At 45.1% G+C, this 25508-nt stretch carries 10 protein-coding genes; 5 read left to right on the top strand and 5 right to left on the bottom strand.

The window, feature by feature from the left end; all coding sequences use genetic code 11:
* Nucleotides 1-58: 58 nt before the first annotated feature.
* From LCD32_RS03990 to LCD32_RS03980, 3 genes are read left to right on the top strand one after another with little or no spacing between them, the layout of a single operon-like run.
* Complete coding sequence (locus tag LCD32_RS03990) at nucleotides 59-10201, top strand: non-ribosomal peptide synthetase (RefSeq protein WP_224562825.1); 10143 nt, start codon at nucleotides 59-61, stop codon at nucleotides 10199-10201.
* Nucleotides 10202-10214: 13 nt separating this feature from the next.
* Nucleotides 10215-18413 carry a non-ribosomal peptide synthetase gene (locus LCD32_RS03985; RefSeq protein ID WP_224562822.1) on the top strand — a complete coding sequence of 2733 codons (8199 nt, stop codon included), beginning with the start codon at nucleotides 10215-10217 and terminating at the stop codon, nucleotides 18411-18413.
* A gap of 6 nt (nucleotides 18414-18419) precedes the next feature.
* Complete coding sequence (locus LCD32_RS03980) at nucleotides 18420-19160, top strand: thioesterase II family protein (RefSeq protein ID WP_224562819.1); 741 nt, start codon at nucleotides 18420-18422, stop codon at nucleotides 19158-19160.
* A 38-nt stretch (nucleotides 19161-19198) separates the two neighbouring features.
* Here LCD32_RS03980 and LCD32_RS03975 read toward each other — a convergent pair whose 3' ends face one another.
* Nucleotides 19199-20113 carry a DMT family transporter gene (locus LCD32_RS03975; RefSeq protein ID WP_047946182.1) on the bottom strand — a complete coding sequence of 305 codons (915 nt, stop codon included), beginning with the start codon at nucleotides 20111-20113 and terminating at the stop codon, nucleotides 19199-19201.
* Nucleotides 20114-20244: 131 nt separating this feature from the next.
* Here LCD32_RS03975 and LCD32_RS03970 point away from each other — a divergent pair, with 131 nt between their 5' ends.
* Entirely contained in the window at nucleotides 20245-21582 is a 1338-nt protein-coding gene (locus tag LCD32_RS03970) for a PLP-dependent aminotransferase family protein (protein ID WP_224562816.1), read from the top strand.
* On the opposite strand, the gene LCD32_RS03965 is transcribed toward LCD32_RS03970, so the two are convergent.
* Nucleotides 21569-22270: a 4'-phosphopantetheinyl transferase family protein gene (locus LCD32_RS03965; protein WP_224562814.1), complete on the bottom strand. Its 702-nt coding sequence runs from the start codon at nucleotides 22268-22270 to the stop codon at nucleotides 21569-21571. The two genes, LCD32_RS03970 and LCD32_RS03965, sit on opposite strands and share 14 nt — an antisense overlap.
* Before the next feature lie 143 nt (nucleotides 22271-22413).
* On the opposite strand from LCD32_RS03965, the gene LCD32_RS03960 reads away from it, so the two are divergent.
* The gene (locus LCD32_RS03960) at nucleotides 22414-23274 is read left to right on the top strand and encodes an effector binding domain-containing protein (protein WP_224562811.1); all 861 of its coding nucleotides are present in this window, start codon (nucleotides 22414-22416) and stop codon (nucleotides 23272-23274) included.
* A 25-nt stretch (nucleotides 23275-23299) separates the two neighbouring features.
* On the opposite strand, the gene LCD32_RS03955 is transcribed toward LCD32_RS03960, so the two are convergent.
* The 3 genes from LCD32_RS03955 to LCD32_RS03945 all read right to left on the bottom strand — a co-directional run bounded on the left by LCD32_RS03955 (nucleotide 23300) and on the right by LCD32_RS03945 (nucleotide 25506).
* Nucleotides 23300-23890, bottom strand: a complete 591-nt coding sequence (locus LCD32_RS03955; protein ID WP_052320316.1) for a hypothetical protein — start codon at nucleotides 23888-23890, stop codon at nucleotides 23300-23302.
* Nucleotides 23891-23975: 85 nt separating this feature from the next.
* Nucleotides 23976-24620, bottom strand: a complete 645-nt coding sequence (locus LCD32_RS03950; protein WP_007498187.1) for a YczE/YyaS/YitT family protein — start codon at nucleotides 24618-24620, stop codon at nucleotides 23976-23978.
* A 142-nt stretch (nucleotides 24621-24762) separates the two neighbouring features.
* On the bottom strand, nucleotides 24763-25506 hold the full coding sequence (locus LCD32_RS03945; protein WP_007498183.1) for an amino acid ABC transporter ATP-binding protein: 744 nt from the start codon (nucleotides 25504-25506) through the stop codon (nucleotides 24763-24765).
* Nucleotides 25507-25508 lie beyond the last annotated feature (2 nt).

Genomic DNA, 25508 nt, shown 5'->3' with positions numbered 1-25508 from the left:
TAGATTAGGCAGGATGCAGCCTTGCAGTCCTGCCTAACAAAAAAGGAAAGGAACTCATATGAAACCATCAACCATTAACCAAACGAGTAGACATGAATCAATGGATGCGATTTTACAAGATGTAAAGACAACCATTTTACAAACCAACGAAATCGAACGCTTCGCTGTTTTTTCACGTGAAAAAACCATTCGACCGCGGCCGTATCACCTCTCTCATTTATTTCTCGACAAGCACATTGAGCAGGAGGCCGCAGCGGAAGCGATACAGACGCAAAAGGCTGTACCTGCTTTGGCCGATATGCCGCCCGCTCTTTCCTATGGAGGGGATCTCGACGTCACACAAGGCGCACAGACCTTACAGGAAGTCTTAACAGAGGCTGCAAAAACGACAAATGGGCTTACGTATATCGTGAATAGCAAGAACGAACTCACACAATCTTATGCGCAGTTACAAGGAGACGCCGAGAGGGTTCTGACTGGTTTAAGGGCACTGGGGCTGAAGGCAGGAGATCCTGTTTTCTTTCAATTCTCATCGAATCATGCCATGGTCACTGCCTTTTGGGCATGTGTATTAGGCGGATTTGTTCCAACGCTTGTGTCGGCTGCCCCAACCTATCGGGAGATGAATGCTGCAGTGAAGAAGCTTCATCACGCTTGGAAGCTGCTCGAGCATCCGCTCATCCTAACAGATGACTCACTGATCGAGGAGGTGCAAGGGTTAGCCTTACTGTGGCATACAGACCAATTACGTGTCGCAGCAGTTGAGCCGATGCTGACATTAGAAAGAGATACAGCCGCTCATCCTGCCGCGCCGGATGATTCCGTCTTCTTTATCTTAACGTCTGGAAGTACAGGGATGCCAAAGTGTGTAGAGCATTCCCATAGAAGTGTGCTGGCGAACGTCAAAGGAACAGTGGCAGCAAATCAATTTACACAAGAGGATGTCTCATTAGACTGGATGCCTTTAGATCATATTGGCGGCATCGTGATGTTCCACCTTGTCAATGTGTACACAGGCTGCGAGCAGATTCGGGCAAGAACGGATGACTTTATCGCTCAGCCGTTGCGGTGGCTTGACTGGATGGACCGCTACCGTGCAACGAAGACGTGGGCACCTAACTTTGCATTTGCGATGATCAACGATTATGAGAAAGAGATTTCATCAGGATCTTGGGATCTGTCGGCGATGACCTGCATGATCAATGGGGCAGAGGCGGTCGTGCCAAAAACCATCCACCGATTTCTACACCTGCTTGCTCCGCACGGCTTAAAGGGAGATGTGATCAGACCGGCTTTTGGCATGTCTGAAATCTCATCAGCGGTTGTGTTTTCCTTTGCGATTGAGCGTGGAGATGAAAACAGCGGGGTTCTGACTTTTGAGGAAACGTCGCTGACAGAGCAGCTAAGACCAGCAGAAGCACGTGAAACGGGAACCGTCAGCTTTACAGAGCTAGGCAAACCGATTCCAGGTATCACGATACGCATCGTCAATCATCAGCATGAGCTTCTTCCAGAAGATCATATTGGCCGTGTGCAAATAAAAGGTCCAACCACCATGAAGGGCTATTACCGGAATGACGAAGCGAATCAAGAAGTATTTCAAGCGGATGGCTGGTTTCACACGGGTGATTTAGGTTTCCTGCACGAAGGAAGGCTGACACTAACCGGTAGAGAAAAAGACATGATTATCATCAACGGAAAAAACTATCACAACTATGAAATTGAAGCCATAGCAGAGGAAGTACCGGGAGTAGAAACGAGCTTTGTGGCTGCTTGTTCCGTCCGAATGGAGGCTTCTGCATCCGATGAACTGATTCTCTTTTTTACACCGAAGCTGTATGAGCCAGCTTATATTATGAGGGCAAGTCAGCACATTAAATCCCATATTGCAACAAAAATGGGCTTGTCTGCATCTCGCATCATTCCTGTCCAGAAGCATGCATTTCCCAAAACAAGCTCTGGAAAAATAGAAAGGGCACAGCTCAAGACAAGATGGCAAGAAGGCGAATTTGATGAAATGATCATGGAAATGGACATGAGACTTGAAAATGAACATACCTTGCCTGATTGGAGTTATCAAAAGAAGTGGATACCTGCTCCACTTGATGCAGCTGACAAGCAGATCATAGGGGACGTTGTGATCTTTGCAGATCCATTAGGACTGGCAGATCAATTGAAATCTTTTGCAAACAGTGAACAAACATACATTACGGTTGAACCGGGTCAAGCGTTCAAACAACTCACACACACTCACTTCATCATCCACCCGAATCGGCCGTCTGACTACGAACAACTCTTTGAGACGCTCCGTTCGTATGGCGTTTCGGTGAAACACATCATTCACCTTTGGAACTATACAAACCAAGAAGACAAGCTTTATGTGTCCAAGGCAAAACAAGCGCAGAAAACGGGCAGCATGAGTGCATTATTTTTAACAAAAGCCATTTCCGTCTATGAGGAGCAGGTGGCCATCACTTTTGTCTCAGCCCATGCGATGAATGTGCCGGGGGATCATATCCACGATGTAGAAAAAGCAACGACAGCCGGACTGATGACAGCAGTTCAGCATGAATGGCCGTTTATCAAGGTGCAATGTCTTGATTTTTCTCTAGCAGAATCGGTATCTAGTCATTCCCATGCAATGGCGATGATGGCAGAACTTACACATGACCAAGACCGTCATGTTGCTGCTTATCGTCAAGGTGTTCGTTATATTCCCTTTTTAGCACCTCTTCATTTGGAAAAGGAACAGAAAAGGGAAGAGCCGCCATTTGAATCATCTGGGCTTTATGTCATAACAGGCGGGCTAGGCGGAATTGGACGTTTAGTCAGTGAACACCTACTGACATCTTATCAAGCACATCTCGTGTTGCTTGGAAGGAAAGAGAGAGAGGCACTTTCTAGTGACCAGCAAGAGACATTGTCTTTGCTAGAAAAGCAGGCAAAAGTGCATGGCGGCAAGGTTCTTTATGAGAAAGCAGACATCACGGCTGAAAAAGAGGTAGAAGCAATCATCTCTAGACATGAGGTCGCCGGAAATCGAAGGCTGGATGGCATCATTCATTTCGCAGGTATTATTCAAGAAGAACTGCTTGCTGATATGACATCTGTGTCTCTGAATGACATGTACGAAGCAAAGGTATATGGAACGATTGCGCTTCATGAAGCTGCCTCCAAACGTAGGAATGTTTTATTTCTTTCCAGCTCGTCAGCCCGAACGCTAAAGGGCGGTATGACTGTCGGCGCCTATTGCGCTGCCAATGAGTTCGTGGAACAGTTTGCTCATTATCAGAAGCTGACATCTACAGTGAAGCCATATTGCTTTAGTTTCAGCATGTGGGACGAGATTGGCATGAGTGAAGGCTCCATGATAAAAGGCATGTTAAAAGAAAGAGGTTATCTTCCAATTTCAAAGCAGGCAGGCTTCCAAACGATGCTCGCATGTCTGATGACAGATGCTCCGCTCATTTATGCGGGATTGGATCGATCGAAGAAAGAGATTCACGAGATGGTCCATGCGGATGCGGAGATGCAAACAGAGCAGACCTTTTACGTCTTTTTCAAAACTGATCAAACAAAGGCGGTGGAAGAGCGGCTTTATCAATCGATTCATACGTGTTTACAGTCCCGTCTATCTGGTGAATATGCCGTGTATTTGTTTCCTGAGGAATATTGGAAAGAAACAGAAGATGGATCGCCAGACGAGGCATATTTTCATGAATTAATAGAGGAAAGCGGAATGGATGCAGACAACAGAGCACCTCACACAGAAACGGAGAAACTGCTCGCACACATTTGGTCAGAGCTGCTCGGTGTCTCAGATGTCAACTGCGGCGATCATTTCTTTTTACTAGGAGGTCATTCGCTGAAGGCGACGCAAATGCTGTCTGCGGTTAGGCAAAAAACAGGGTTTGACGTGCCGCTTGCTGTGTTGTTTGAACATACGAGACTCGGAGAATTAGCAGACTGGATCGATTCAAATGCCAAAGCAGATGAAGTGATTCCGATGAGAAAAATGGAAAAGGGTCAGGACATTCCGATGTCTTATGCCCAGCAAAGACAGTGGTTCCTCTATCAATTAGAGCCGGATCTGCCATTTTACAATAATACGATTTCGTTTCGGATGAATGGGCCTTTAGATATCAAGGTGCTTCAGGAAAGTCTGCATCATATGGTGGAAAGGCATGAATCGCTCAGAACGTCCTTTACGATGAGCGGGGATGAACCGGTACAGGTCATTCATGAACAGATGGCCCTGCCAGAGCTTGAGGTGATGGACCTTTCAGGCATAGCATCACAGGAAGAGAAAGAACAAAAAGCGGCTGAATGGGCGAAAGAAGAGGCATCCACACCTTTTCAATTAGAACACGAAGCGCTCTTTCGAGTGAAGCTGATTCGACTTTCACCCGCAGAGCATATCTTGCTTATGTCCATTCACCACATCGTGTCAGATGGCTGGTCGATTGGCATTGTTGCAAGAGAATTATCTGAGTGGTATACAGCGGCGATCGAAGGGCGGGAGCCTCACTTGCCGGCATTGCCTATTCAATATGCGGATTACGCACTGTGGCAGAAGGAGTATTTGACAGGAGAGCCACTAGATAAGCAGCTTGCCTATTGGAAGGAGCAATTTGCGGCACCTGTTGAAGATTTGGTATTGCCGTATGATCATCCGCGGCCGGCCGTTCAATCCTACAAAGGGAAGACGAAAACATATCAGCTGTCGAAGTCACTGTCTAAAAAGATTGCTGAGCTATCCAAGAAAACAGACAGCACACTTTATATGACCTTGCTGTCGGCTTTTTCTACTCTATTACATCGATTGTCTTCACAGGATGAGTTTGTCATTGGCTCGGTCATTGCTGGGAGAAATCGAACGGAAATGGAGCATTTAATCGGATTTTTCGTGAATACATTGGCGCTTCGGATCGACCATAGCGGGAATCCAGCCTTTACGGAATTATTAGAGCGAGTGAAGGAGACAACTGTCGGTGCTTATGCACACCAGGATGTGCCGTTTGAGATGGTGGTCGATGAATTGAATATTGTGCGTGATGCCAGTAAGCAGCCGCTGTTTCAGGTCATGTTTGTTCTGCAAAACCTACCGCTTGAAGCTTCTCCAATGGGAGAGGCGACGTCGGTTTTAGCCATTGAAGATAATGATACAGCGAAATTTGATCTCTCTCTGTTTGTGTTTGAAGGAGCTGAAGGGCTTCAGTTAAAGCTTGAGTATCATGCGGATTTATTTTCTGATGACACGATGGAGCGATTCCTTTCATACTACGAGCACCTGCTTGAAGGAATTTGTGAAAATCCAGCGCAGCCGATCAGACAAGTGAATTTCCTGCCAGAGAAAGAAAAGCATCAATTGCTCTATGAATGGAGCGGAAAGACTGATCAACCAAAAGGTCCGCTGCTTATGACGGAACGATTTGAAGCGCAAGTGAAAAAGACACCACATGCAGTGGCGCTCGAGTTTCAAGGAGATGAGTGGACGTACCAAGAGTTACATGAGAAAGTCGATCGTCTAGCAGCCTATTTGCAGCAGCGAGGCGTGACGCCGCATGAACCAGTTGGACTGCTCATCGATAGATCGCCTGAAATGATTCTTGGGGTGCTGGCCATTGTGAAAGCAGGCGGGGCTTATGTGCCAATTGATCCTGAATATCCAGATGCCCGCATTGACTATATGCTGAGAGATACAGGGATTCAGCTTTTACTGACAAAAAATGAATGGCTGAAAAAAGTATCCATCCATCAAACGGAACTTATTTGTCTTGATCAAGGGTATGAAGAATTTTTACCAGAAGCAGAGGTCATGCCCGCTGCACTAAGACCTGATGGACTTGCTTATATCAATTACACATCGGGGTCAACTGGACAGCCAAAAGGAGTACTGATCCCGCATCAAGCGGTCGTCCGGCTTGTGTGTGAAACAGACTATGTCACCCTTAATGAACAAACGCGCATTTTACAAATCGCCAGCTTCTCTTTTGATGCTTTTACGTATGAAATATGGGGAGCCCTTTTAAACGGGGGAAGGCTCATACTGACGGATCGAAATACCATTTTATCAATGGATACATTAGCGGAAGCACTAAAAACTTATCAGATTACAACAGGGTTTCTGACTGTGCCGCTGTTCAACCGTTTAACAGAAGAACATCCAGAAGCTTTATCTGGACTTCATGCATTATTGATCGGCGGAGATGCCTTATCAGCCGCTCATATCCGAAAAGCACTACCGTATTTGCCTGAAGGGCTTTTAAATGGTTATGGACCAACAGAGAATACGACGTTCTCCTGTGTGCATCACATTCGAGCACTAGAAGAAGATCAGGCGACGGTCCCGATTGGACAGCCTATTGCTTATTCACAAGCTTATGTATTAGATGACCAAATGCAGCCAGTTCCGCAAGGCGTCATCGGCGAAATTTATGTTGGCGGCACAGGGCTAGCACTTGGTTACCTTGGAGATGAAGAAAAAACAGCATCATCATTTATCCCGCATCCTTTCCAAGAAGGAGCGCGTTTATATAAAACAGGCGATATGGGCCGCTGGCTGTCAAATGGCATCATTGACTGTCTTGGAAGAATCGATCATCAAGTGAAAATTCGCGGACACCGTGTGGAATGTGGAGAAATTGAAGCCGCTATGCTGACATTTGATGACATCACAGAATGTGCCGTTATCCCGCATCAGCATGAGAGTGGTCATAAGCGATTGATCGGTTATTTTGTCCAAAAAGGGGGCATGACAACGCAAGACATTCGCCAAAACTTAAAAGACATCCTGCCAGATTATATGGTGCCAAGCCTATTAATAGAGCTGGATGAATTACCGCTCACGCCAAATGGCAAGGTAGACCAAAAGCGTCTTCCACCGCCAGAGTGGAGACAAGAAGAAGTAGAGACAGCCATTGACAAAGCAGCTACTGAGGAAGAACGTGTGTTAGAAAAAGTGTGGTCTCAGCTGCTAGGCGTTCCTTCTATTGGCGTCCATGATAACTACTTTGAGCTTGGCGGTGATTCTATTATTGTCATACAAATGGTGGCACGTTTAGCACAGGAAGGCTACGTCATCCAGCCGAGAGATGTATTTGAAAAACAGACCATCTCACAACTCGCACAAGCGATGAGAAAGTCAGAGGTCTCTACGGTCTATGATCAATCACCTGTGACAGGAGAGGTTCGTCTTCTCCCGATTCAATCTTGGTTCTTTGAGCAATCGATGACCAATCAAGATTATTGGAATCTATCGGCGCATATTGAAATGAAGCGATCTGTTCCACATGAACAGTTAACACAGGTTCTTTCAAAACTGGTCGATCATCACGATATGCTGAGAGCTATATATACAAAAGAGGCAGATGGCACATGGATTCAAACCATTCGTGAGCCTGGTGTCACACCTTGTGTCACATTCTTTGATGTGACGAATGTATCTCAGGAGGAAGCACGGGAACAAATCCGCTTGGAGACAAGTGCCTGTCAAGGAACATTGTCATTAGAGCGCGGAGAAGTGATCAAAGCGATTCTTTTTCATACAGGTGAAGACACGTCTGAGCTCTTTATTGCTGCACACCATCTCGTCATGGATGGCATATCATGGCGCATGATACAAGAAGATGTACTAAATGGATTGAAACAGCTTGCTACGGGGCAGGACATCCTATTTGCGAAAAAAACCGCCTCCTATAAGCAGTGGGCAGATGCCTTATACGAATATGCACAAACAGATCAATTACAAGCGCAGGCCTCTTTTTGGCAAAAAATCAAGGATCAAGAGGAAGAAGGTTCTCCTTTCCAACTGCCTGCGCTTTCTAATATAGAAGAACATGCAGAGATCCTGTCGGTTCAGCTTACAAAGGAACAAACAGATAGGTTACTTAGACAGGCCTCACAAGCATACCGAACAGAGATTAACGATTTACTGTTATCAGGACTCACGCAAGCCATTGGAAAGCCAATGCTCATCACGTTAGAAGGGCATGGACGCGAGGATTTATTTGAACAGATGGATTTGTCACGGACAGTCGGCTGGTTTACAAGCTCTTATCCTATTTTTATTCCTTTTATACAAACCGATGTTGCAAGACAAATCAAAGACGTCAAAGAAACCTTACGAGCTGTGCCGCAAAAGGGAATCGGCTATGGTTTGCTTCAATATATGACAGAATCTCGTTTACTCAAAACGGTAACGCCGCAGATGAGCTTTAATTACCTCGGTCAGTTAGATCAGGCAGATGGCGAAGCCAAGCTGTATATAGCAGACGAACGAAATGGACATGTTCACGATCCGAAAGCAGAAAGACAGCATTTGATCGATGTGTATGGATATGTGACAGATGGTCAGTTGCAGATGAACTTTATGATCAATCGTGAACTGCTGCAAGATCAAGAGGTGCGGTTGTTACCTGAACGTTTTAAAGAAAAAATGGAGATCATCTTGACGCATTGTGTTGAAACGAGCGGCGGCTTTACACCATCTGATTTTCCGATGGTTCAGCTCACGCAAAAGCAAATAGATGAACTTCCAGACAATGTAGTCGATGTGTATCCGCTGTCTCCAATGCAGCAAGGAATGCTGTTTCATGCACTGCTAGATCAAGACTCACAAGCTTATTTTGGTCAGGTGCATATGACGCTCCAAGGCTTAACAAACGGCGATGCCTATGAACAAGCTTGGAATCTTCTTGTAGAACGTCATTCGATTTTGAGAACAAAATTCGCTTGGGAAGGGCTGAAGGAGCCTGTTCAGTTCATTCAATCAGAAGGAAGCATCCATCTCACTCAGCACGATGTGCGCCACCTGAGTGATGCGAAGCAAGAAGAGACAATCGAACACTTTTTAATATCTGATCGTTCAAAGGATTTCCATTTAGACCATATAGATGAACCGCTAATTCGGATTGCTTTATTCCGTTGTGATGAGGAAAGATGCACGTTTGTCTTTAGTTTTCATCACATTTTAATCGATGGCTGGAGTTTGTTCAGTTTTATTCAGGAATCCTTTGCGCTGTATCGCTCTCTTGTGGACGACCGAGAGATCAGTCTTTCTACAGTCCGTCCATATAAAGATTTTATCGAATGGCTGCAAAAGCAGGATCAAGAGAAGGCGCAAGAATTCTGGCAGCGTTATATGTCAGGCGTAGAGGAAGCGACACCGCTTCCAGGAGACGGCGAAGAACATGCTTTAGACCAAGAAGTAAGCATGGCGCAGTCCAGCGTCAAATTGACGCCAGAGATGCAGCAGAAGCTGGAGAAGATGACTGGCAAGCAGAAGGTCACGATGAGCACACTGATTCAATCAGCGTGGGGACTGCTCTTGCACCTTCATTCGGGCGCAGAGGATGTCATATTTGGGGTGACCGTATCTGGCCGGCCAGCCGACTTACCAGAAGTGGAAAGCATGACAGGGCTCTTTATTAACACATTGCCGCTTCGTTTACCGATCCATTCGGACTGGACGATTGCACGATTGCTCGCCCATACACAGGAAACCGTTTTTCAGCTGAGAGAATACGAGTATACCGTACTGCCAGACATTCAGCAGATGACGGAAATTCCAAATGGAGAGGCATTGTTTCACAGCATTGTCGTGTTTGAAAACTATCCGATTGAGTCCATTGAGCCGTATGGCGTACGCATTTTAGACATCGCCAGTCATGAAGAAACAAATTATGACTTAACCCTTGTCGCAGTGCCGGGAGATACGCTGGAGCTCCGGATCACATACAACTTGAATCAATATTCAGAAAAGCAAATACAAACGCTGATGCAGCAGCTGATTCACACACTTGAAGCCATGACAGAACAAGTGGATACGCCGCTATCTTCCTTCACCATTGTGACAAGTGAGGAAAAAGAGCGGATGATCAGTGATTGGGCGAAAAACGCACATGTCAGCGTGCTATACCCAGACCAAGAAGAAGTTTATGCAGGCGTACATGATCCTGCCTATGAAACGGAAATATATGTCCTGAATGAAGAACATCAGCTCATGCCGATTGGATTTCCTGGAGATATTTTTATCGGTGCAAAAGAGATCAAAGCACTTTTTGGAGAGCTAGCCGATTGGATGGAGGCGCATAAAATTCCGCATCCATTCAAACATCAAACAGGCGAATACCTTTATCCGACAGGGGATGTCGGCGTTTGGTCGGAAGAAAGCAAGATTCAGATTTTGGATTGGATGTAGGAGGAGAAGAAGAATGCTAGTTAGTAGACGAAAAGGAAATGCAGCAAATCATATTGTCAGGATCAATGGAAAACGAATCGATCTCAAAGCATTAGAGAAAGTCTTCATGCTTCACTTTCCACTAAAGGAATGTGCGCTCATCCCGAAGAAAAATCGAGAAGGAGGCCTATCGCTTGTGCTTTTTGCACAGGCGAAGGACCCTTCGCTGACAAGAGAGGATTTGATGAAAGGCCCGCTTCATCCTGATGAAGTGCCAGCCGCACTCGTCCTCGTCCCTTCCTTGCCGCGAAAAGAAAGTGGAGCGGTCGATACCGAGGCGCTGCTTGCCATTGATGTACTAGATGAAGAGGAACGAAGAAAGATAGAAGAGCGCACGAAAGCCATAGATGGAGTAGAGGAAGCAGCTGTTTTGATAGAGAGTCAGACAGAAAAACAAACACCCTATCATTTAGATGACCTCTTCCCAGATAGACAGCGTACAAATGGAAACGAATCGTTTTCAAAAGATGAAGTCAGCCAAACCATACAATCCTCCGTACAAGAAAAACCACCAGCCCTTGTTTATGGCGGTGATGTGATTAGAAAACCAGGTACACCAGTCACATTGACAGAGGTACTGATCCGAGCCGCCTTTATGTCACCAAATCGCGGAGTCACGTATCTCAAAGAAGGCGGACATGAGGTGATCCAGACTTACCCGGAATTGCTCACAGGAGCGGAACGTGTCCTATCTGGATTAAGGGCAGCCGGACTTTCAAACGGCGATCAAGTGCTGCTTCAATTGAAAGATCATCAAGATTTTATCACGGTATTCTGGGGCTGTATTCTCGGTGGAATCATTCCAACCCCAGTCTCTGTACCGCCGGTGTACGATGAAATGAATCAAGGCGTGAACAAGCTCAAGGGCGTGTTTCAGCTGCAAAATGAGCCATTCATTATTACAAACGAAGCGAGTGCTGAGGACATTGCAGGACTGCGTAAAACATTTGAATCAAAAGCGATTCCGATTTTAACAATCGAAACATTACTTGCCTGTGACCCAGATGAACAGCATTATGAGCCAGAGCCGGATGAGCCTGTGCTTCAGCTGCTGTCCTCAGGAAGTACGGGTGTGCCAAAGTGTATCCGGCACAACCATCAAAGCATTTTATCTAGAATCATTTCCTTTGAGCAGGCAAATGGTTTCACGCATGAGGATGTATCCATGAACTGGATGCCGCTTGATCATGTAGGGGGCATTGTCATGTTTCATGTACATGATGTGTACCTCGGCTGCCAGCAAATTAGTCCATCCATTGACCAATTTATCGAACGGCCGATGGTGTGGCTGGATTGGGTAGAAAGATACGGTGTCACAAGGACGTGGGCGCCAAACTTTGCCTTTGCGATGATGAATGAATGTGAAGACGACATTCGCAAAGGGAGCTGGGATCTCTCCACCTTGACCTATATCATGAACGCCGCCGAAGCAGTTGTTCCTAAAGTGACGCAGCGTTTCATGCACATCATGGGTGAGCACGGATTAAGCCGCCATGCGATGGTGCCGGCTTATGGCATGTCAGAAACATCATCAGCCATTGTCCAGTCAAAAGAATTCATGCGTCATGATGATCAGGGTGGACAACTGACCATTGATCAGACCTCATTAACAAGTGAGATTCAATATGTGACGCACGATCATCCGCACAAGATGACCTTTACAGAAGTTGGTGCACCAATCCCTTCTGTATGGATTCGGATTGTAGACGAGCATCACCAAGTGTTGCCAGAAGATCAAGTCGGCCGCTTGCAGGTGAAGAGTCCAACGATTATGATGGGCTACTATCAAAATGAGGAAGCCAATGAAGAAGTATTTGCGGAAAACGGCTGGTTTCATACAGGAGATTTAGGATTTATTCATGAAGGGCGCCTAGTCCTCACAGGACGGGAAAAGGATATCATCGTCATCAACGGAGCGAACTATTTGAATTACGAAATTGAAGCCGTTGTGGAAGAAGTTGAGGGGGTTGAAGTCACCTTTGCCGCTGCGTACGGCATTTACAATCCCGAATCAAGTAATGACACACTCGCCATCTTTTTTGTCACGCAGAAGGATTCGATAGAGGATCAAATCACAATGATTCAGCAGATTAGAGAGAGCATCATTCGCAAAATGGGAATCGAACCTGACCATATCATTCCGTTGAAAAAAGACCAATTTCCGAAAACAGAAAGCGGAAAAATCCAACGTGCCCAACTAGGTGCGGCACTGAAAGATGGGGTATTTCATGACATTGAACGTGCACTTGATCTTGCTTCGGAAAATGAACAAACCCTCCCAGATTGGTTCTTTAAACGTATTTGGGTAAAAGAGAATATCGGTCCATCTCAGCCAGTCTCCACTGATCATGTACTCGTATTTGAGGATGAAAAAGGGCTTTATCAATCGCTTTATACACAATTTGAACAAATGAACCTGCCTTATGTTTCTGTGAAAAAGGGTTATGAATTTTTACGCCTGTCAAAAGGGATGTATCAGATGAACCCTCGAATCAAGGGGGATTACGTCAGGCTTGTGGCGGCGCTTGAAGCCGATGAATTAAAAATTGACCGTATGCTCCACTTGTGGAATGTATCAGACACGGAGATGATTGCGAGCCCTGCGCAGTTCAAAGAACTGAATGCAAGCACTAGCCAATCCATTTTGTATTTGTATCAAGCATTGAGACAAGAAAATAAAGAGCCGATGCGTCTCGTTGTTGTCACAAAAGGTGGTCAATTTGTAAAACCGCAAGATGAGTTTCATGTGGAGAAAACGTCTCTTGCCGGATTATTAAAAACCATCCCGCAAGAATGGGAAGGGGCAGAAGTGTCTCACCTTGATATTGAAGCGGAGAATGTGGAACAGGATGCCAAACATATTGCGGACGAACTAGGTGCGATTCATTTGAAAGCAGAAGTGTCTTACCGGCATGGCCAGCGCCTCGTACCAAAGCTGGAAAAAGTGAATATGATGACGGCACCTCAGACAGAAGGGTTTTTAGAATATGAAGGCTTGTACTTGCTGACTGGCGGGCTTGGCGGTATTGGATTTGAACTGTCTAAGCAAATGCTCCAATTTGGCTTGAAGCTCGTGTTAATTGGACGGACATCCCTTGAAGAAGACAGAGAAAAAGAGGCGTCATTCTCACAACTTAAAGATCTGGGAGACGTCCTTTATGTACAAGCCGATGTGACGAATTTATGTGACGTCGAGCGGGCGATTTATGAAGCAGAAAAGCATTTCGGACAGTCGATCCGAGGAGCGCTTCATTTAGCCGGTGCTGGCAATGTATCTGAGCACTTTCAGCATGTGGATACGTACACACTGGCTCATACAACAGAAGAAGATTTCGTCAAAGAACTTTCAGGGAAGGCAGATGGTGCTTGGGTGCTGCAAGACGCCTTCAAGCATGATCCGTCAGTTCCACTCGTCTTTTTTGGATCAGTGAATGGCTTTTTTGGCGGCACCACATTTGGCGCATATTCTGCGGCGAACAGCTTTTTAGATGGACTCGCACATGCCCTTACCTATCATGAGGGAAGAAGAGCGATTACGTTGAATTTCAGCATGTGGGATAATCTTGGTTTGTCTAAGGGACATACTGGGGCTGCGCTAACCGTTCGCAAGGGCTTTCAATTGATTGGAAAAAAACAAGGACTCCATTCATTATGTCTAGGTGTTCGGCTGAATGAAGCGCATCTATTTATTGGCCTAGATGGGGCGAATCAAGAAATCGCTGAACATCTTCAACCAGCACCAATCCCGCATTTTGAAAAGAAACTGTACTATACGGTGCAATCAGGCAAAGAAGTGGATGCTGACAAGATCACAGACATCATAGAGGGGAACTGGGACATTAGGCAAGTGGAAGATATACCGAAAAAACAAGATGGCTCTATTGATCACGAAGCCCTCAAACAGTTCCATCACAAACACGCACAGCCGTTTGAAAAGCAATTGCCAGAAACGAAGACAGAGCAGGTGCTTGCGGCCATATGGGAGGATATTTTAGAAGTCGATCGTGTGTATAAAGAGGATCAATTCTTTGACCTGGGTGGACATTCATTAAAGGCCACTCAAACGATTTCTCGTATTAATCATGAGTTTTCAATAAAGGCACCGCTAAAAATATTGTTTGAAAGCAAGAATCTGGCACACTTGGCACAAATGGTCGATGACATCAATGGAGCACCAGCCATTCAGGAAGCCAGCATTCCAAAGCTGGAAAAACGAACAAGCTATGACCTGTCACACGCTCAGCAGCGGATTTGGTTCTTATCTACATTAGAAAAGAGCCATCATTACAATATATTAGGTGCTTGGAAGCTGATGGGCCAATTACACATCCAAACGTTAACAAAGGCGATCGGTCTCTTAACAAAACGTCATGAAGCACTGCGCGCAACATTTCAAACCATTGGCGGCAAGCCGGTTCAAGTCATCCGTGAAGACCTTCCGCCATCAGTAACCGTTGCGAATTTCTCATTATTTAATGAAAAAACAAGAGCGAGAAGATTGGAACAGCTGATTCAGCAAGAGGCGAACCGCATCTATGACTTAGAACGGGGACCGCTTGCACAATGGACAATTGTTGATATGGGGAAAGAGGAATATTACTTGCTTTGTGCGCAGCATCATATCATTTCCGATGCATGGTCGCTCAGCCTGCTTATTCAAGAATTAGAAGTCGTGTATGGTGCGCTATTATCAGAGAAAACGCCTGAGTTACCTGCACTTGAGATTGAATGGACCGATTATGTTCATTGGGAGAATGAGCAATTAAAGAACCACCATGAGGCTCAGAGCTATTGGCTAGAAACGTTACAAGGAGAGTTGCCGGTATTAGAGCTCCCGTTTGACCGTCCTCGTCCGCCGGTTCAAACATTTAATGGGGCTACAGAGCAAATCGTGATAGATGAACCGCTTGTTCGTCGTTTACATGCCTTGTCGAGACAACAGGGGACAACACTATTTATGACGATGTTGTCAGCCTATTATGTCCTGCTTCACAAGTTGTCTGGACAAACAGATGTCATTGTTGGATCGCCGATCGCTGGCCGTGATGTCGAACAATCAGAGAAGCTCGTCGGCATGTTTGTCAATACATTGGCGCTGAGACAGGACGTTTCAAAAGCCGATACCTTTGCCGATTTACTGGAAAAGGTGAAAGAAATGACGTTAAAAGCCTTTGAGCATCAGCATTATCCATTCGACAAGCTTGTGGATGACCTTTCAATGGATAGAGACCTAAGTCGTTCACCGATCTTCCAAGTCGCCATGGGGTATGTCACTGATTCTCTGGATATCAACCTAAAAGGACTGACATCGGAACAAGTGATGGTCCATCATACCGTCTCTAAATTTGATCTCACCTTGCATGTATTTGAGCAGGAGGACAAGCTGTCTATCCATGTGGAATATAATACGGATTTATTTGAGCAAGAAACGATCCACCGGTTGATGAATTATTATCTCAATCTGTTAGATGGCATGACGGCTCAGCCTGAACGGACATTTGCTGACTTTTGCGTCATGGACAAAACAGAACAGGATGCCATGATCATAGGGAAAAATCAAACTGACACGCCTTATCCAAAGCGTACGCTGCAAGAATTATTTGAAGAACAAGTGCAGCGTGACCCGCACCGGATTGCTGTATCTTATATGGAAGAGCATATGACGTATCAAGATTTAGACGAGAAGGCGACAAAACTGGCTGCCTATTTACAATCAAAGGGCGTTGGACCAGGTTCACTTGTCCCGATGCTGTTTGATCGTTCGTTTGACATGATGGTCTCAGTTCTAGGGATCGTCAAGTCGGGTGCTGCTTATGTACCGATGTCACCTGAGTATCCAGATGCCCGCATTGGTCTGATCGTTCGCGATACACAAAGCGATATCATCTTAACCCAGTCGCATCTGATCAATCGTTTAGACGATCTGAGCGGCACAAAGATTGAAATGGACAAGCCGTTACCAGAAACAGGCGCAGTGTATCAAAGGGAAAAATCGATTGTAGGAGAAGACCAGATTGCCTATGTGAACTACACTTCAGGCTCAACAGGCACACCAAAAGGCGTGATGCTTCCTCATGCAGGAGTGGTCCGCTTAGTGAAAGAAACAAACTATATTGAGCTTGGTTCAGAAGATAAAATGCTTCAGCTGTCTAACTATGCATTTGATGCCTTTACCTTTGAATTATGGGGGATGCTGCTAAGTGGCGGTCAGCTGGTTCTGATCCCGAAATATGCTGCGCTGAATATGGACGAATTAACTCGTTTAATCAAAACGCATCAAGTCACAGCCAACTGTTTGCCAACTGCATTATTCAACCGGCTGATTGAACATGATCCAAAAAGTGTAGCTGGATACCGTACATTACTTGTTGGCGGAGAAGCCATGTCTAGTGAGCATGCACGAAAGGCATTGCCGCATATGAAGGGTGTGCTGATCAATGCTTACGGTCCAACAGAAAACACAACATTAGCGACCACTTATCAAGTCACACATGTACCGGAGGATGCTAGATCAGTGCCAATCGGTGTGCCAGTCGCCAACTCAACGGTTGTCATACTAGATGATCATCTCAATCCAGTACCTATAGGCGTCAAAGGAGAAATCTATATCGGCGGAACAGGGCTGGCAAAAGGATATTTGCATGACCCAGAGCGCACGAAGGAGAGGTTTATTGACAATCCATTCCCGGCATTAAAAGGGGACAAACTGTATCGTTCCGGTGACCTAGGGAAATGGCGGTCTGATGGCAGTATTGAATACCTTGGCCGAAAAGACAACTTGGTCAAAATTAGAGGCTACCGAATTGAATGTGGAGAAATTGAGACAGCCCTGCTCAAACATCCACAAGTAAAAGAATGTACCGTCATTGCTAAAACGTACGGCAGCTCAAAACGGCTGGCAGCCTACCTTGTCACAGATGGGGGAGAGCCTGTTCCCGGATGGAAAGCATTTTTACAGGAAAGCCTGCCAGGCTATATGATTCCAAGTTACTTTATCGTACTTGACGCAATTCCCGTCACAACGAATGGGAAGGTCGATCAAAAAGCTTTGCCGGAGCCGACAGACGCAGTCTCATCCTCACATGAAGACGATCAACCGGCAACAGAAACACAGCAGCTGATTGTGACAGCTTTCAGTGAAGTGCTTGGTGTCAAACGAGTAGGAATTCATGATTCATTCTTTGATTTAGGTGGAGATTCCATTATGAGTATTCAAGCCGTTGCCAAATTAAAAGAAAAAGGTGTCCGTGTTGATCCGAAATGGATTTTTATGCACCCAGCGCCAGCGCAGCTAGCGGCATATTTGGATACAGTGCCAGAAACAGGCGAGTCTGTCGAAAGAGCGCCGAAAGACTATGTAATCGAGTTGAAAAAAGGGGATCCGGCTGAACCGAGAATTTTCTTTGCACCGCCTGCTGGTGGAACGGTGATGGGGTATATCGATGTGGCCAAGCTCATGACACATGAAGGAGCTGTTTACGCCTTGCAGTCTCCAGGCTTATATGAGGATGAAGAACCGCAATTCCTTCATTATACAGAGCTTGTCGCCATTTTTATTGAAGCCATTGAGACATTCTATCGACCAGGCATTGATTATTTGGCAGGGCATTCTATGGGCGGACATCTTGCTTACGGAATGAATCAGAGACTCTGTCATGCAGGAAAAGCGCCAAAAGGATTGATCATTTTAGATACGGTTCCGGTATTAAGAGATGAGGCAGATCAAGCGCTTCATGCCGATATGAACGAAGAAGAAGTGAAAATGCTCGCCCTCGTCCTAGGTATGGGGAACCTCGTCGGCATCAAACCAGAAGCATTACAAGGGCTCAGCTTCCAAGAAGTGAAGCAGAAAATCCTCAAAGAAGCAGAAAAGGATGAAGTCGTTCATCAATTTATGAATGATCACTATTTAGATAAATACTTGCAAATGCAGACTCATAATACCATCATGTCACAAGCCATTGAATTAGAAAAAGACCCATTCTCTGTGCCGTTTTATATTATACAAAGCAGCGATCACGCCACAGATTTCCAGAAGAAATTTGCCGATTGGGAAGCTTACACGAGAGAAACGTGCTCGTATTATCAAATAAAAGGCGACCATGTGACCATGATGAAAAGACCGCAGGCAGATCAACTTGCGCAGATTCTTGAAACGATCGTAAAGGGGTAAGGACGTATGAACCAATTATTTAAAACCTTTGAAAAAAAATCAGATCTCATTCAGCTTATTTGTTTTCCTTTTGCAGGCGGATATTCCGCCTCTTACCGTCCGCTCTTTGAACAGCTGAAGGACACGGCCGAAGTGACAGCAGCAGAGCCTCCGGGTCATGGAACGAACCTCATGCCGCTTGAAACAAGCATTGACCGGCTGGCTGAATTGTATAAAGAAGGACTGACAGGCAAATTAAACCGTCCATTTATTTTGTTCGGACATTCCATGGGCGGACTTGTGGTGTACAGGCTGACTCAGCTGTTAGAAAAGGAAGGCATCGATCCGGCAGCGGTTGTCATTTCTGCCATTCAGCCACCGCAAACAAAAAGACAAATATTGACCCATTTATCGAATGAAGCATTTGTTCAGCATATCGCTGAAATGGGCGGGATTCCAAAAGAATTGTTAGAGAACAAGCCAATGATGGATTACTTTACACCATCCTTACGTGCCGACTATCAAGCATTAGAATCCTTCCGGCACACAGACAAAACAATCATTAAATCACCCGTTTATTTATTGAACGGAAAGCAAGATAAGAAATGCATGGAAGACGCAGACGGCTGGCTAACATGGGCAAACGCCATCGAACGTACTGATTTCGAAGGAGGGCACATGTATATCAACACACACCTCGAGCAGTTCGCAGAACATATGAGGCATGTCATTGAGCAGACAACAAAAAGGCAATTCATCAGCCAATAAAAGAAAACAACGGCCCCGTCAAACGAGGGCCGTTTTCTTTATGAATTCCCCTTCCTCACCACATTCCCGCCAATCACTCCGCCAATGACGAGCACAGCTCCGATGAGGTGAACCATATCAATCGTTTCATGTAAAATAAGCACGCCAGCGGCAATGGTAATGAAAGCAGAAAGATTGTTAAAGATACTCACCTTTGCTGCTTCAAGGTGGGAAAGAGCATAGTTTGATAAATACGCTGTGAGCAGTGATGAGAGAATGCCTAAAAACAGCATAGACCATACAAAGGATGGCTGCGTAAACGGATTGAAAAACTGCGGTAGTGTAGCATTTACCGAGTGCCGAATGAGAGCAGCAGCATTAAAGAAGACAAATCCAAAGAATGTCATCACGAAAGTCAGTTCAATGACATGGAATCGCCGTGTCATCACCCTGGCAAATACGCTATAGGCACTGGATGATAAGGCTGAAAGTAAGATCAGCACATAGCCGATGAGATGAGAATGTTTCACATCAATTCCCTTCACCACAAAGAGGAGCATCACCCCGGACACAGAAAGAATGGTAAACAGCACCTGAATCGAGGTAGGACGTTCCTTTAAACACCATGCTGCAAGCACCATTGTCAAAATAGGGATGGTCGCCTGAATAATGCCGGCCTCTGATGAAGAGGTAAACATCAGCCCCCACACTTGAAATGCAAAAAACAACACAGGATAAAGCAAGGAAAATGGCACAATGTAAATGAGATCACGCCATTGAATGGAAAAACGGTACTTTTTTCGTAAAAATGGAAATAACAAAAGAGCGGCTGCGAAAGAAACAGTAAATCGGTGTGCCAATACATCAATCGGATTCGCTGATGCTAAAGCCACTTTGACAAACAAGAATGAAAAACCAATAATACAGGCGTATGCGATCGAGGCAGCATACGCTTTTTGTTTTGACATATCCATCAGAATTCTCCTTACACGAGCATGCATGCTTCAGTTGAATTGACCGGTTCTGTCTTTTTATCGTAAACGGATTAAGTAAAGTGTACAATAAGAGTTATTGATATCTGTACCGGTACAAGGAGGCTAGTGCTGTGAGGAAATATGATCAGCTTGTGTTGAATATAAAAAACAAAATCGAGAGCGGTGAATACAATGCTGGAATGAAAATCCCATCCATTCGTCACTTAGCGGCTCAATATGCTGTGAGCAAAAGCACTGTCATAAAAGCACTAGATACATTAGAGCGTGAACACTTGCTGTACTCTGTAGAAAGAAGTGGCTATTTTGTCGTGAAAACCAATCAGTCAGCTGTTAAGAAGGGCAGCACATGGATTGATTTTGCTTCCTCTGCGCCTGATCCCATTGTGTTTCCGTATGTCGATTTTCAGCACTGCATCAATCAAGCGATTGATCTGTATCAAAATGATTTATTTATCTATGGCACCACCAATGGATTACCATCTTTACTGCCAATCATTTCAAAGCGTTTAACGGATTATCAAGTGTTTGCCTCTCCAGAACAGATCGTCATGACTTCTGGTATTCAGCTGGCTTTATCGATTTTAAGCACCATCCCGTTTCCGAATGGAAAACAGACCATATTGGTCGAACAGCCAGGCTATCACCTATACCTCCAATACTTAGAGAAAAACCAGCTACCTGTCCGGGGGATCCAGCGGACGGAAAAAGGACTCGATCTTCAGGAATTGGAGCGTATCTTCCGAGAGGAGGATATTCGCTTTTTCTATACGATGCCAAGATTTCAAAACCCGCTTGGAACGAGTCTGTCGAAACAAGAAAAAATAGCGATTGCAGCCCTTGCCGAAGCATATGATGTCTACATCGTTGAAGACGATTATTTGGCTGATTTAGAATTCGATACAAAAAGAGACCCGATCTATTCATATGATCAGGCGGGGAAGGTCATTTATTTAAAAAGCTTCTCAAAAATCATTTTTCCGGGGCTTAGAACAGGTGCTGTCGTCTTACCAAACGAGCTGATTGGCCCCTTCAGTGAACATAAACGGCTGATTGATATCGACAGCTCGATGCTCTCGCAGGCTGCTTTAGAAATTTATTTGAAAAGCGGGATGTTTGAGCGTCATAGAGAAAGGATGCAGGCGACCTATAGAGCTCGATCCAAACAACTTGTGGCCTGTTTGAAAAATGATCAAGGCGCTTATGAGCTGGGAGAAGAGGAGCCAGCTACCCATACCCACGTTCGTGTCGACCGGTCCATTCCGATGAATCAGCTCATTCAGCAGCTAAAAAAGGCTTCTGTGATGGTTCAGCCGATCGACCGCCATTTCATTTCTACTTATCATAAGGAGCCTATACTTCAGCTGAACATTTGGCATGTAAAAGAAGAGGAAATCGCACGAGGCGTCGATTTGCTAAAGTCATCACTTCAACAAATCACACGTTATTAAGGCGTGACAGCATGTTCTCACAAGTGAGTATCTCGACGTGCTCAGCCGCAGCGGGTTTTCTTGTACAAACCGCCATTTGGTAGGCAGGATCAAGTGAATATGTTTGGACAACGCAAGGGGCTTCGTGATCAGGTAATCTCAAAGTAGCCTGTCCATCCTCTGACAAGCGAGCGGTAAAGGATGAAAGACCATAGGATATTCCCTTCCCTGTCAGCTTGATAAAAGCCTCCTTCATGGACCATAAATGAAAGAAATAGGCTTCCTGCCGTTCTGCCGGCTGTGAGAGTAAATCTTGATATTCGTCAGCTGAAAAAAATCGTTTGGCAATGGCTAAATCAATCGGTTTAATCTCTTCAATATCAATGCCAACAGGCGCATCATCTACTGCGCCCACGACCCAATCACCAGAGTGAGAAAGATTAAAATGAAAAGAAGGAATTTGCCGGACAACAGGCTTTCCGTTCCCTTCTGTTTCAAAAATGATCTGTACCATTGGCAGTGCGTACATCTCATGAATGATGTGACGAATCAGTACCTCACCTAAAAGCGTTCTTCTTGCATCGATCAAAAAACGAAAGCGCTCAGCGGCGGCGCGTTTTTCAAGTGACACAAAAGGCTTCAGCTGTTCTATTTGTTTTCGTGCATTTTTATCATCTAAAGGTTGTAATTGAATAGCGAAAATCTTCATAACGGACCTCAATTTTTTACATTTATTGTACCATTGGATGAACCTCTGCAAAAGAGAAACAGACATCCTGTTCAATGAAAGCACAAAATGACAGGAAGGTGCGGGCGGTTCTCGATATAGTGGAAAAGGAAGGAGAGGGAAAAATGATTCACTTGATCATGGATAGTATCAATTATATGGAAGAGAGGCTGGATCAGCCTTTGCAGATCGAAGAAGTGGCAGAGGCCGCCTGTATGTCTAAATTTCATTATCAGCGGCTATTCCATATGCTGACGGGAATTGCAGTAGCAGAATATATTCGCAAAAGACGATTAACCCTTGCGGCAGAAGAATTCATGACCAAGCAAGTGAAAGTCATTGATGCGGCGGTGAAGTATGGCTATGAAACCCCAGAGTCGTTTGCGAAAGCCTTCAAGCGGCATCATGGATATACACCGGCAGCAGTGAAAACAGGCGAGTATACAGTGAAAGCCTACCCCCGTCTCTCCTTCGAACTTCAAATAAAAGGAGTCGAACCGATGCATTATCGAATTGTGGAAAAGGATTCATTTTCAATCATGGGCAGAAGACTAAAGACAACAACAAAGAATAGCCAAAACAAACAGGATATTCCCGCCTTTTGGAAGCGTGTCAATCAAGAAGGATGGACGGATTCACTGGCTCATGCAGCTGGAGAACTCGGATATATCGGTGTATGTGCACATTTTGATGAAACGCTTGAAACATTTGACTATATCATTGGGATTGAGCAAGGTGTGGAAGAACCAGATTCGACCATGACAGTCGAGAAGATTCCGGCCAGTACGTGGGCTGTATTTCAGGCAAAGGGGCCTGTCGAAACCGCTGTGCATTCAACATGGACACGTATTTTCACAGAATGGTTTCCTGCCTCAGGATATGAGCATGCTGGGGGAATGGAGATGGAAACGTACCCTTTAGATGGAGAGATACATTCTCCAGATCATGTGACATTGATTTGGATTCCAATCCGTAAACAATCATAAAAAAGGCAGCGTATCTCGCTGCTTTTTATCCTTGTGTGAGGACGTGAACACCGTTTGGATCGGTCGTATTCATCCCGTGAGAATCTATCATCTTCACTTCAAGTAAAGAGAGACGTTCTCCCTTTTTCCAATGAATAGGTTGTGTCAAACCGTCCAGCAACTGATCGACCGCAGGTGTATGAGTCAAATCAGGTACTGCGATCGTCATCTCGGCAATTGCTTCTTCACCAGTTTCAATCACATCTGTCCGCCGCTGCAATTCAAGCCTTAAGCGCATCGGTGTAGAAAGAAACGTTCTTCGCTCCCCGGTCTGGATTGCCCAGTTTCTCTTTTGCGCTTGTACCAGCAGCTGATCATATTCATCATCAGTCACTAGAAAGCCGATGTGATCAAAAAGGACTTTTTTACTATAACCAAATGTGATATTGATCTGTCCCTTTCTCATCTCAATGATTCGGAAAGAGGGCTTCTTCTCTCTAAAATCATCCCATGTAAGCGGAGGGGGAAAGGAACCTTCCTTTGCGAAACGCCCCTTTACTTCAAAGCCTAATGAGGTGTACGCCTTCTCCATCTCCTCAACAAATGGTGTCCAGTAATGATAATGGAAAAGCTGCATCAGAGGATCATCTCCTGTTTTAAGAATATTGCGTCTATTTAGTTTAGCACAAAACAAGCCATTCTTTTAGTAGAATGGCTTGTTCTTATCGGGTAAGGGTTTGAACAGGCTTCTCCGCTGTTTTTGTAATGAGCAGCTGTAAGAGCCGTGTCGATTGTGGCAATGAAAAACGAAGGACGAGTCCAGTAAAGATGGCCGTCAGAATCGTTCCAATGCCAATCGGGCCGCCGAGCATCCATGCAAATAGAAGCACGGTTAACTCAATACCATTTCGAACCCACTGTACGTTCAGCCCCGTTTTTGCTGAGATGAGCAACATTAATGAATCCCTTGGCCCAGCGCCAAGATTGGCTGAGACATAAATGCCAACGCCATACCCAGACACAATCACGCCCGTAATAAATACATATAAAGCAGGTAAATACCCATGTGGTGCAGGTAATACTGCATTAAAGAAATCAATAAACACGCCAATCAGCACCATATTGAGCAGGGCACCGATCTTTGGAAAAGATTTCGTGAAAACAGATGTCAGTGTCACAATGAGTGCACCAATAATGATCGACCATTGTCCAATGGTTAAACCAAAATGCTGAAACAGTCCATAATGAAAAGCGTCCCACGGACCAATGCCAAGGATCTTTCCCTTCACTGTCAGCGATAGTCCAAAAGCAAGTACAATCAATCCAACAAAATAAAAAAACCAACGTAAAAGATGTTCCCGCTTCAAAAGCTTTCCCTTCTTTCTTAAACACTCGATTTCAATCGTAACATACTCGCACGCCCCTTTAAATGGCTTTGCTTAATGTAATCGCTTTCTTTGAAAGAGGTAAAAAAAGGCTGTTCTCACATGATGAGAACAGCCTTTTTGATCATACTGGATTCAAAATCCGATTTAAGAATTGTTTTGTTCGTTCTTCCTTTGGTCGTTTGAAGATTTCTTCAGGAGGACCTTGTTCGACGATGACGCCGCCATCAATAAAAATCACTTCGTCCGCCACTTCTTGGGCAAACTTGATTTCATGTGTGACAACCGCCATCGTCCAGCCTTCTTTCGCTAAATCTTTCATGACCTTTAAGACTTCCCCGACAAGCTCAGGATCAAGCGCAGAGGTTGGTTCATCAAAAAGCATAAGCTCTGGCTGAATGGCAAGTGCACGGGCAATGCCGACACGCTGCTTTTGACCGCCTGACAGCTGGAAGGGATACAAATCTTTTTTATCCTCAAGTCCTACCTTTTGCAGAAGCTGAATCGCTTCTTTTCGCACCGCTTCTTTCGGACGGCGCTGGACTTGGACTGGACCTTCCATCACATTCTCAAGAACAGTACGATGCGGGAACAGATGATAATCTTGAAACACCATGCCTGACTTCCGGCGAAGCTTGAGCAAATCAGCTTGTTTATTTTTTTTAGAAAAATCAATCGAGAAATCATCGAAGGTAAAGGAGCCGGCATTTGGAATTTCAAGTGCATTTAAACAGCGAAGCATCGTTGTTTTTCCTGAACCTGATGGACCAAGAATCGCCACAACCTGCCCTTTGTTGATCGTAAAATCAATCGACTTTAAAATCTCATTTTCACCAAAGGATTTGTTTAAGCCTTTGACTGTTAGCATGT

Origin of the sequence: Bacillus sp. RSS_NA_20 (assembly GCF_020165915.1) — a bacterium.
GTDB classification, from domain to species: domain Bacteria; phylum Bacillota; class Bacilli; order Bacillales; family Bacillaceae; genus Bacillus; species Bacillus altitudinis.
The sequence above is the reverse complement of the archived record's forward strand: the minus strand, read 5'-3'. Positions and strand labels throughout refer to the sequence as shown.

Bases quoted from the DNA above. Each gene is read 5' to 3' on its own strand.
- LCD32_RS03955 (WP_052320316.1), bottom strand. From the start codon at position 23,890: ATGCAGCTTTTCCATTATCATTACTGGACACCATTTGTTGAGGAGATG.
- LCD32_RS03980 (WP_224562819.1), top strand. From the start codon at position 18,420: ATGAACCAATTATTTAAAACCTTTGAAAAAAAATCAGATCTCATTCAG.
- LCD32_RS03960 (WP_224562811.1), top strand. From the start codon at position 22,414: ATGATTCACTTGATCATGGATAGTATCAATTATATGGAAGAGAGGCTG.
- LCD32_RS03975 (WP_047946182.1), bottom strand. From the start codon at position 20,113: ATGGATATGTCAAAACAAAAAGCGTATGCTGCCTCGATCGCATACGCC.
- LCD32_RS03985 (WP_224562822.1), top strand. From the start codon at position 10,215: ATGCTAGTTAGTAGACGAAAAGGAAATGCAGCAAATCATATTGTCAGG.
- LCD32_RS03945 (WP_007498183.1), bottom strand. From the start codon at position 25,506: ATGCTAACAGTCAAAGGCTTAAACAAATCCTTTGGTGAAAATGAGATT.
- LCD32_RS03990 (WP_224562825.1), top strand. From the start codon at position 59: ATGAAACCATCAACCATTAACCAAACGAGTAGACATGAATCAATGGAT.
- LCD32_RS03965 (WP_224562814.1), bottom strand. From the start codon at position 22,270: ATGAAGATTTTCGCTATTCAATTACAACCTTTAGATGATAAAAATGCA.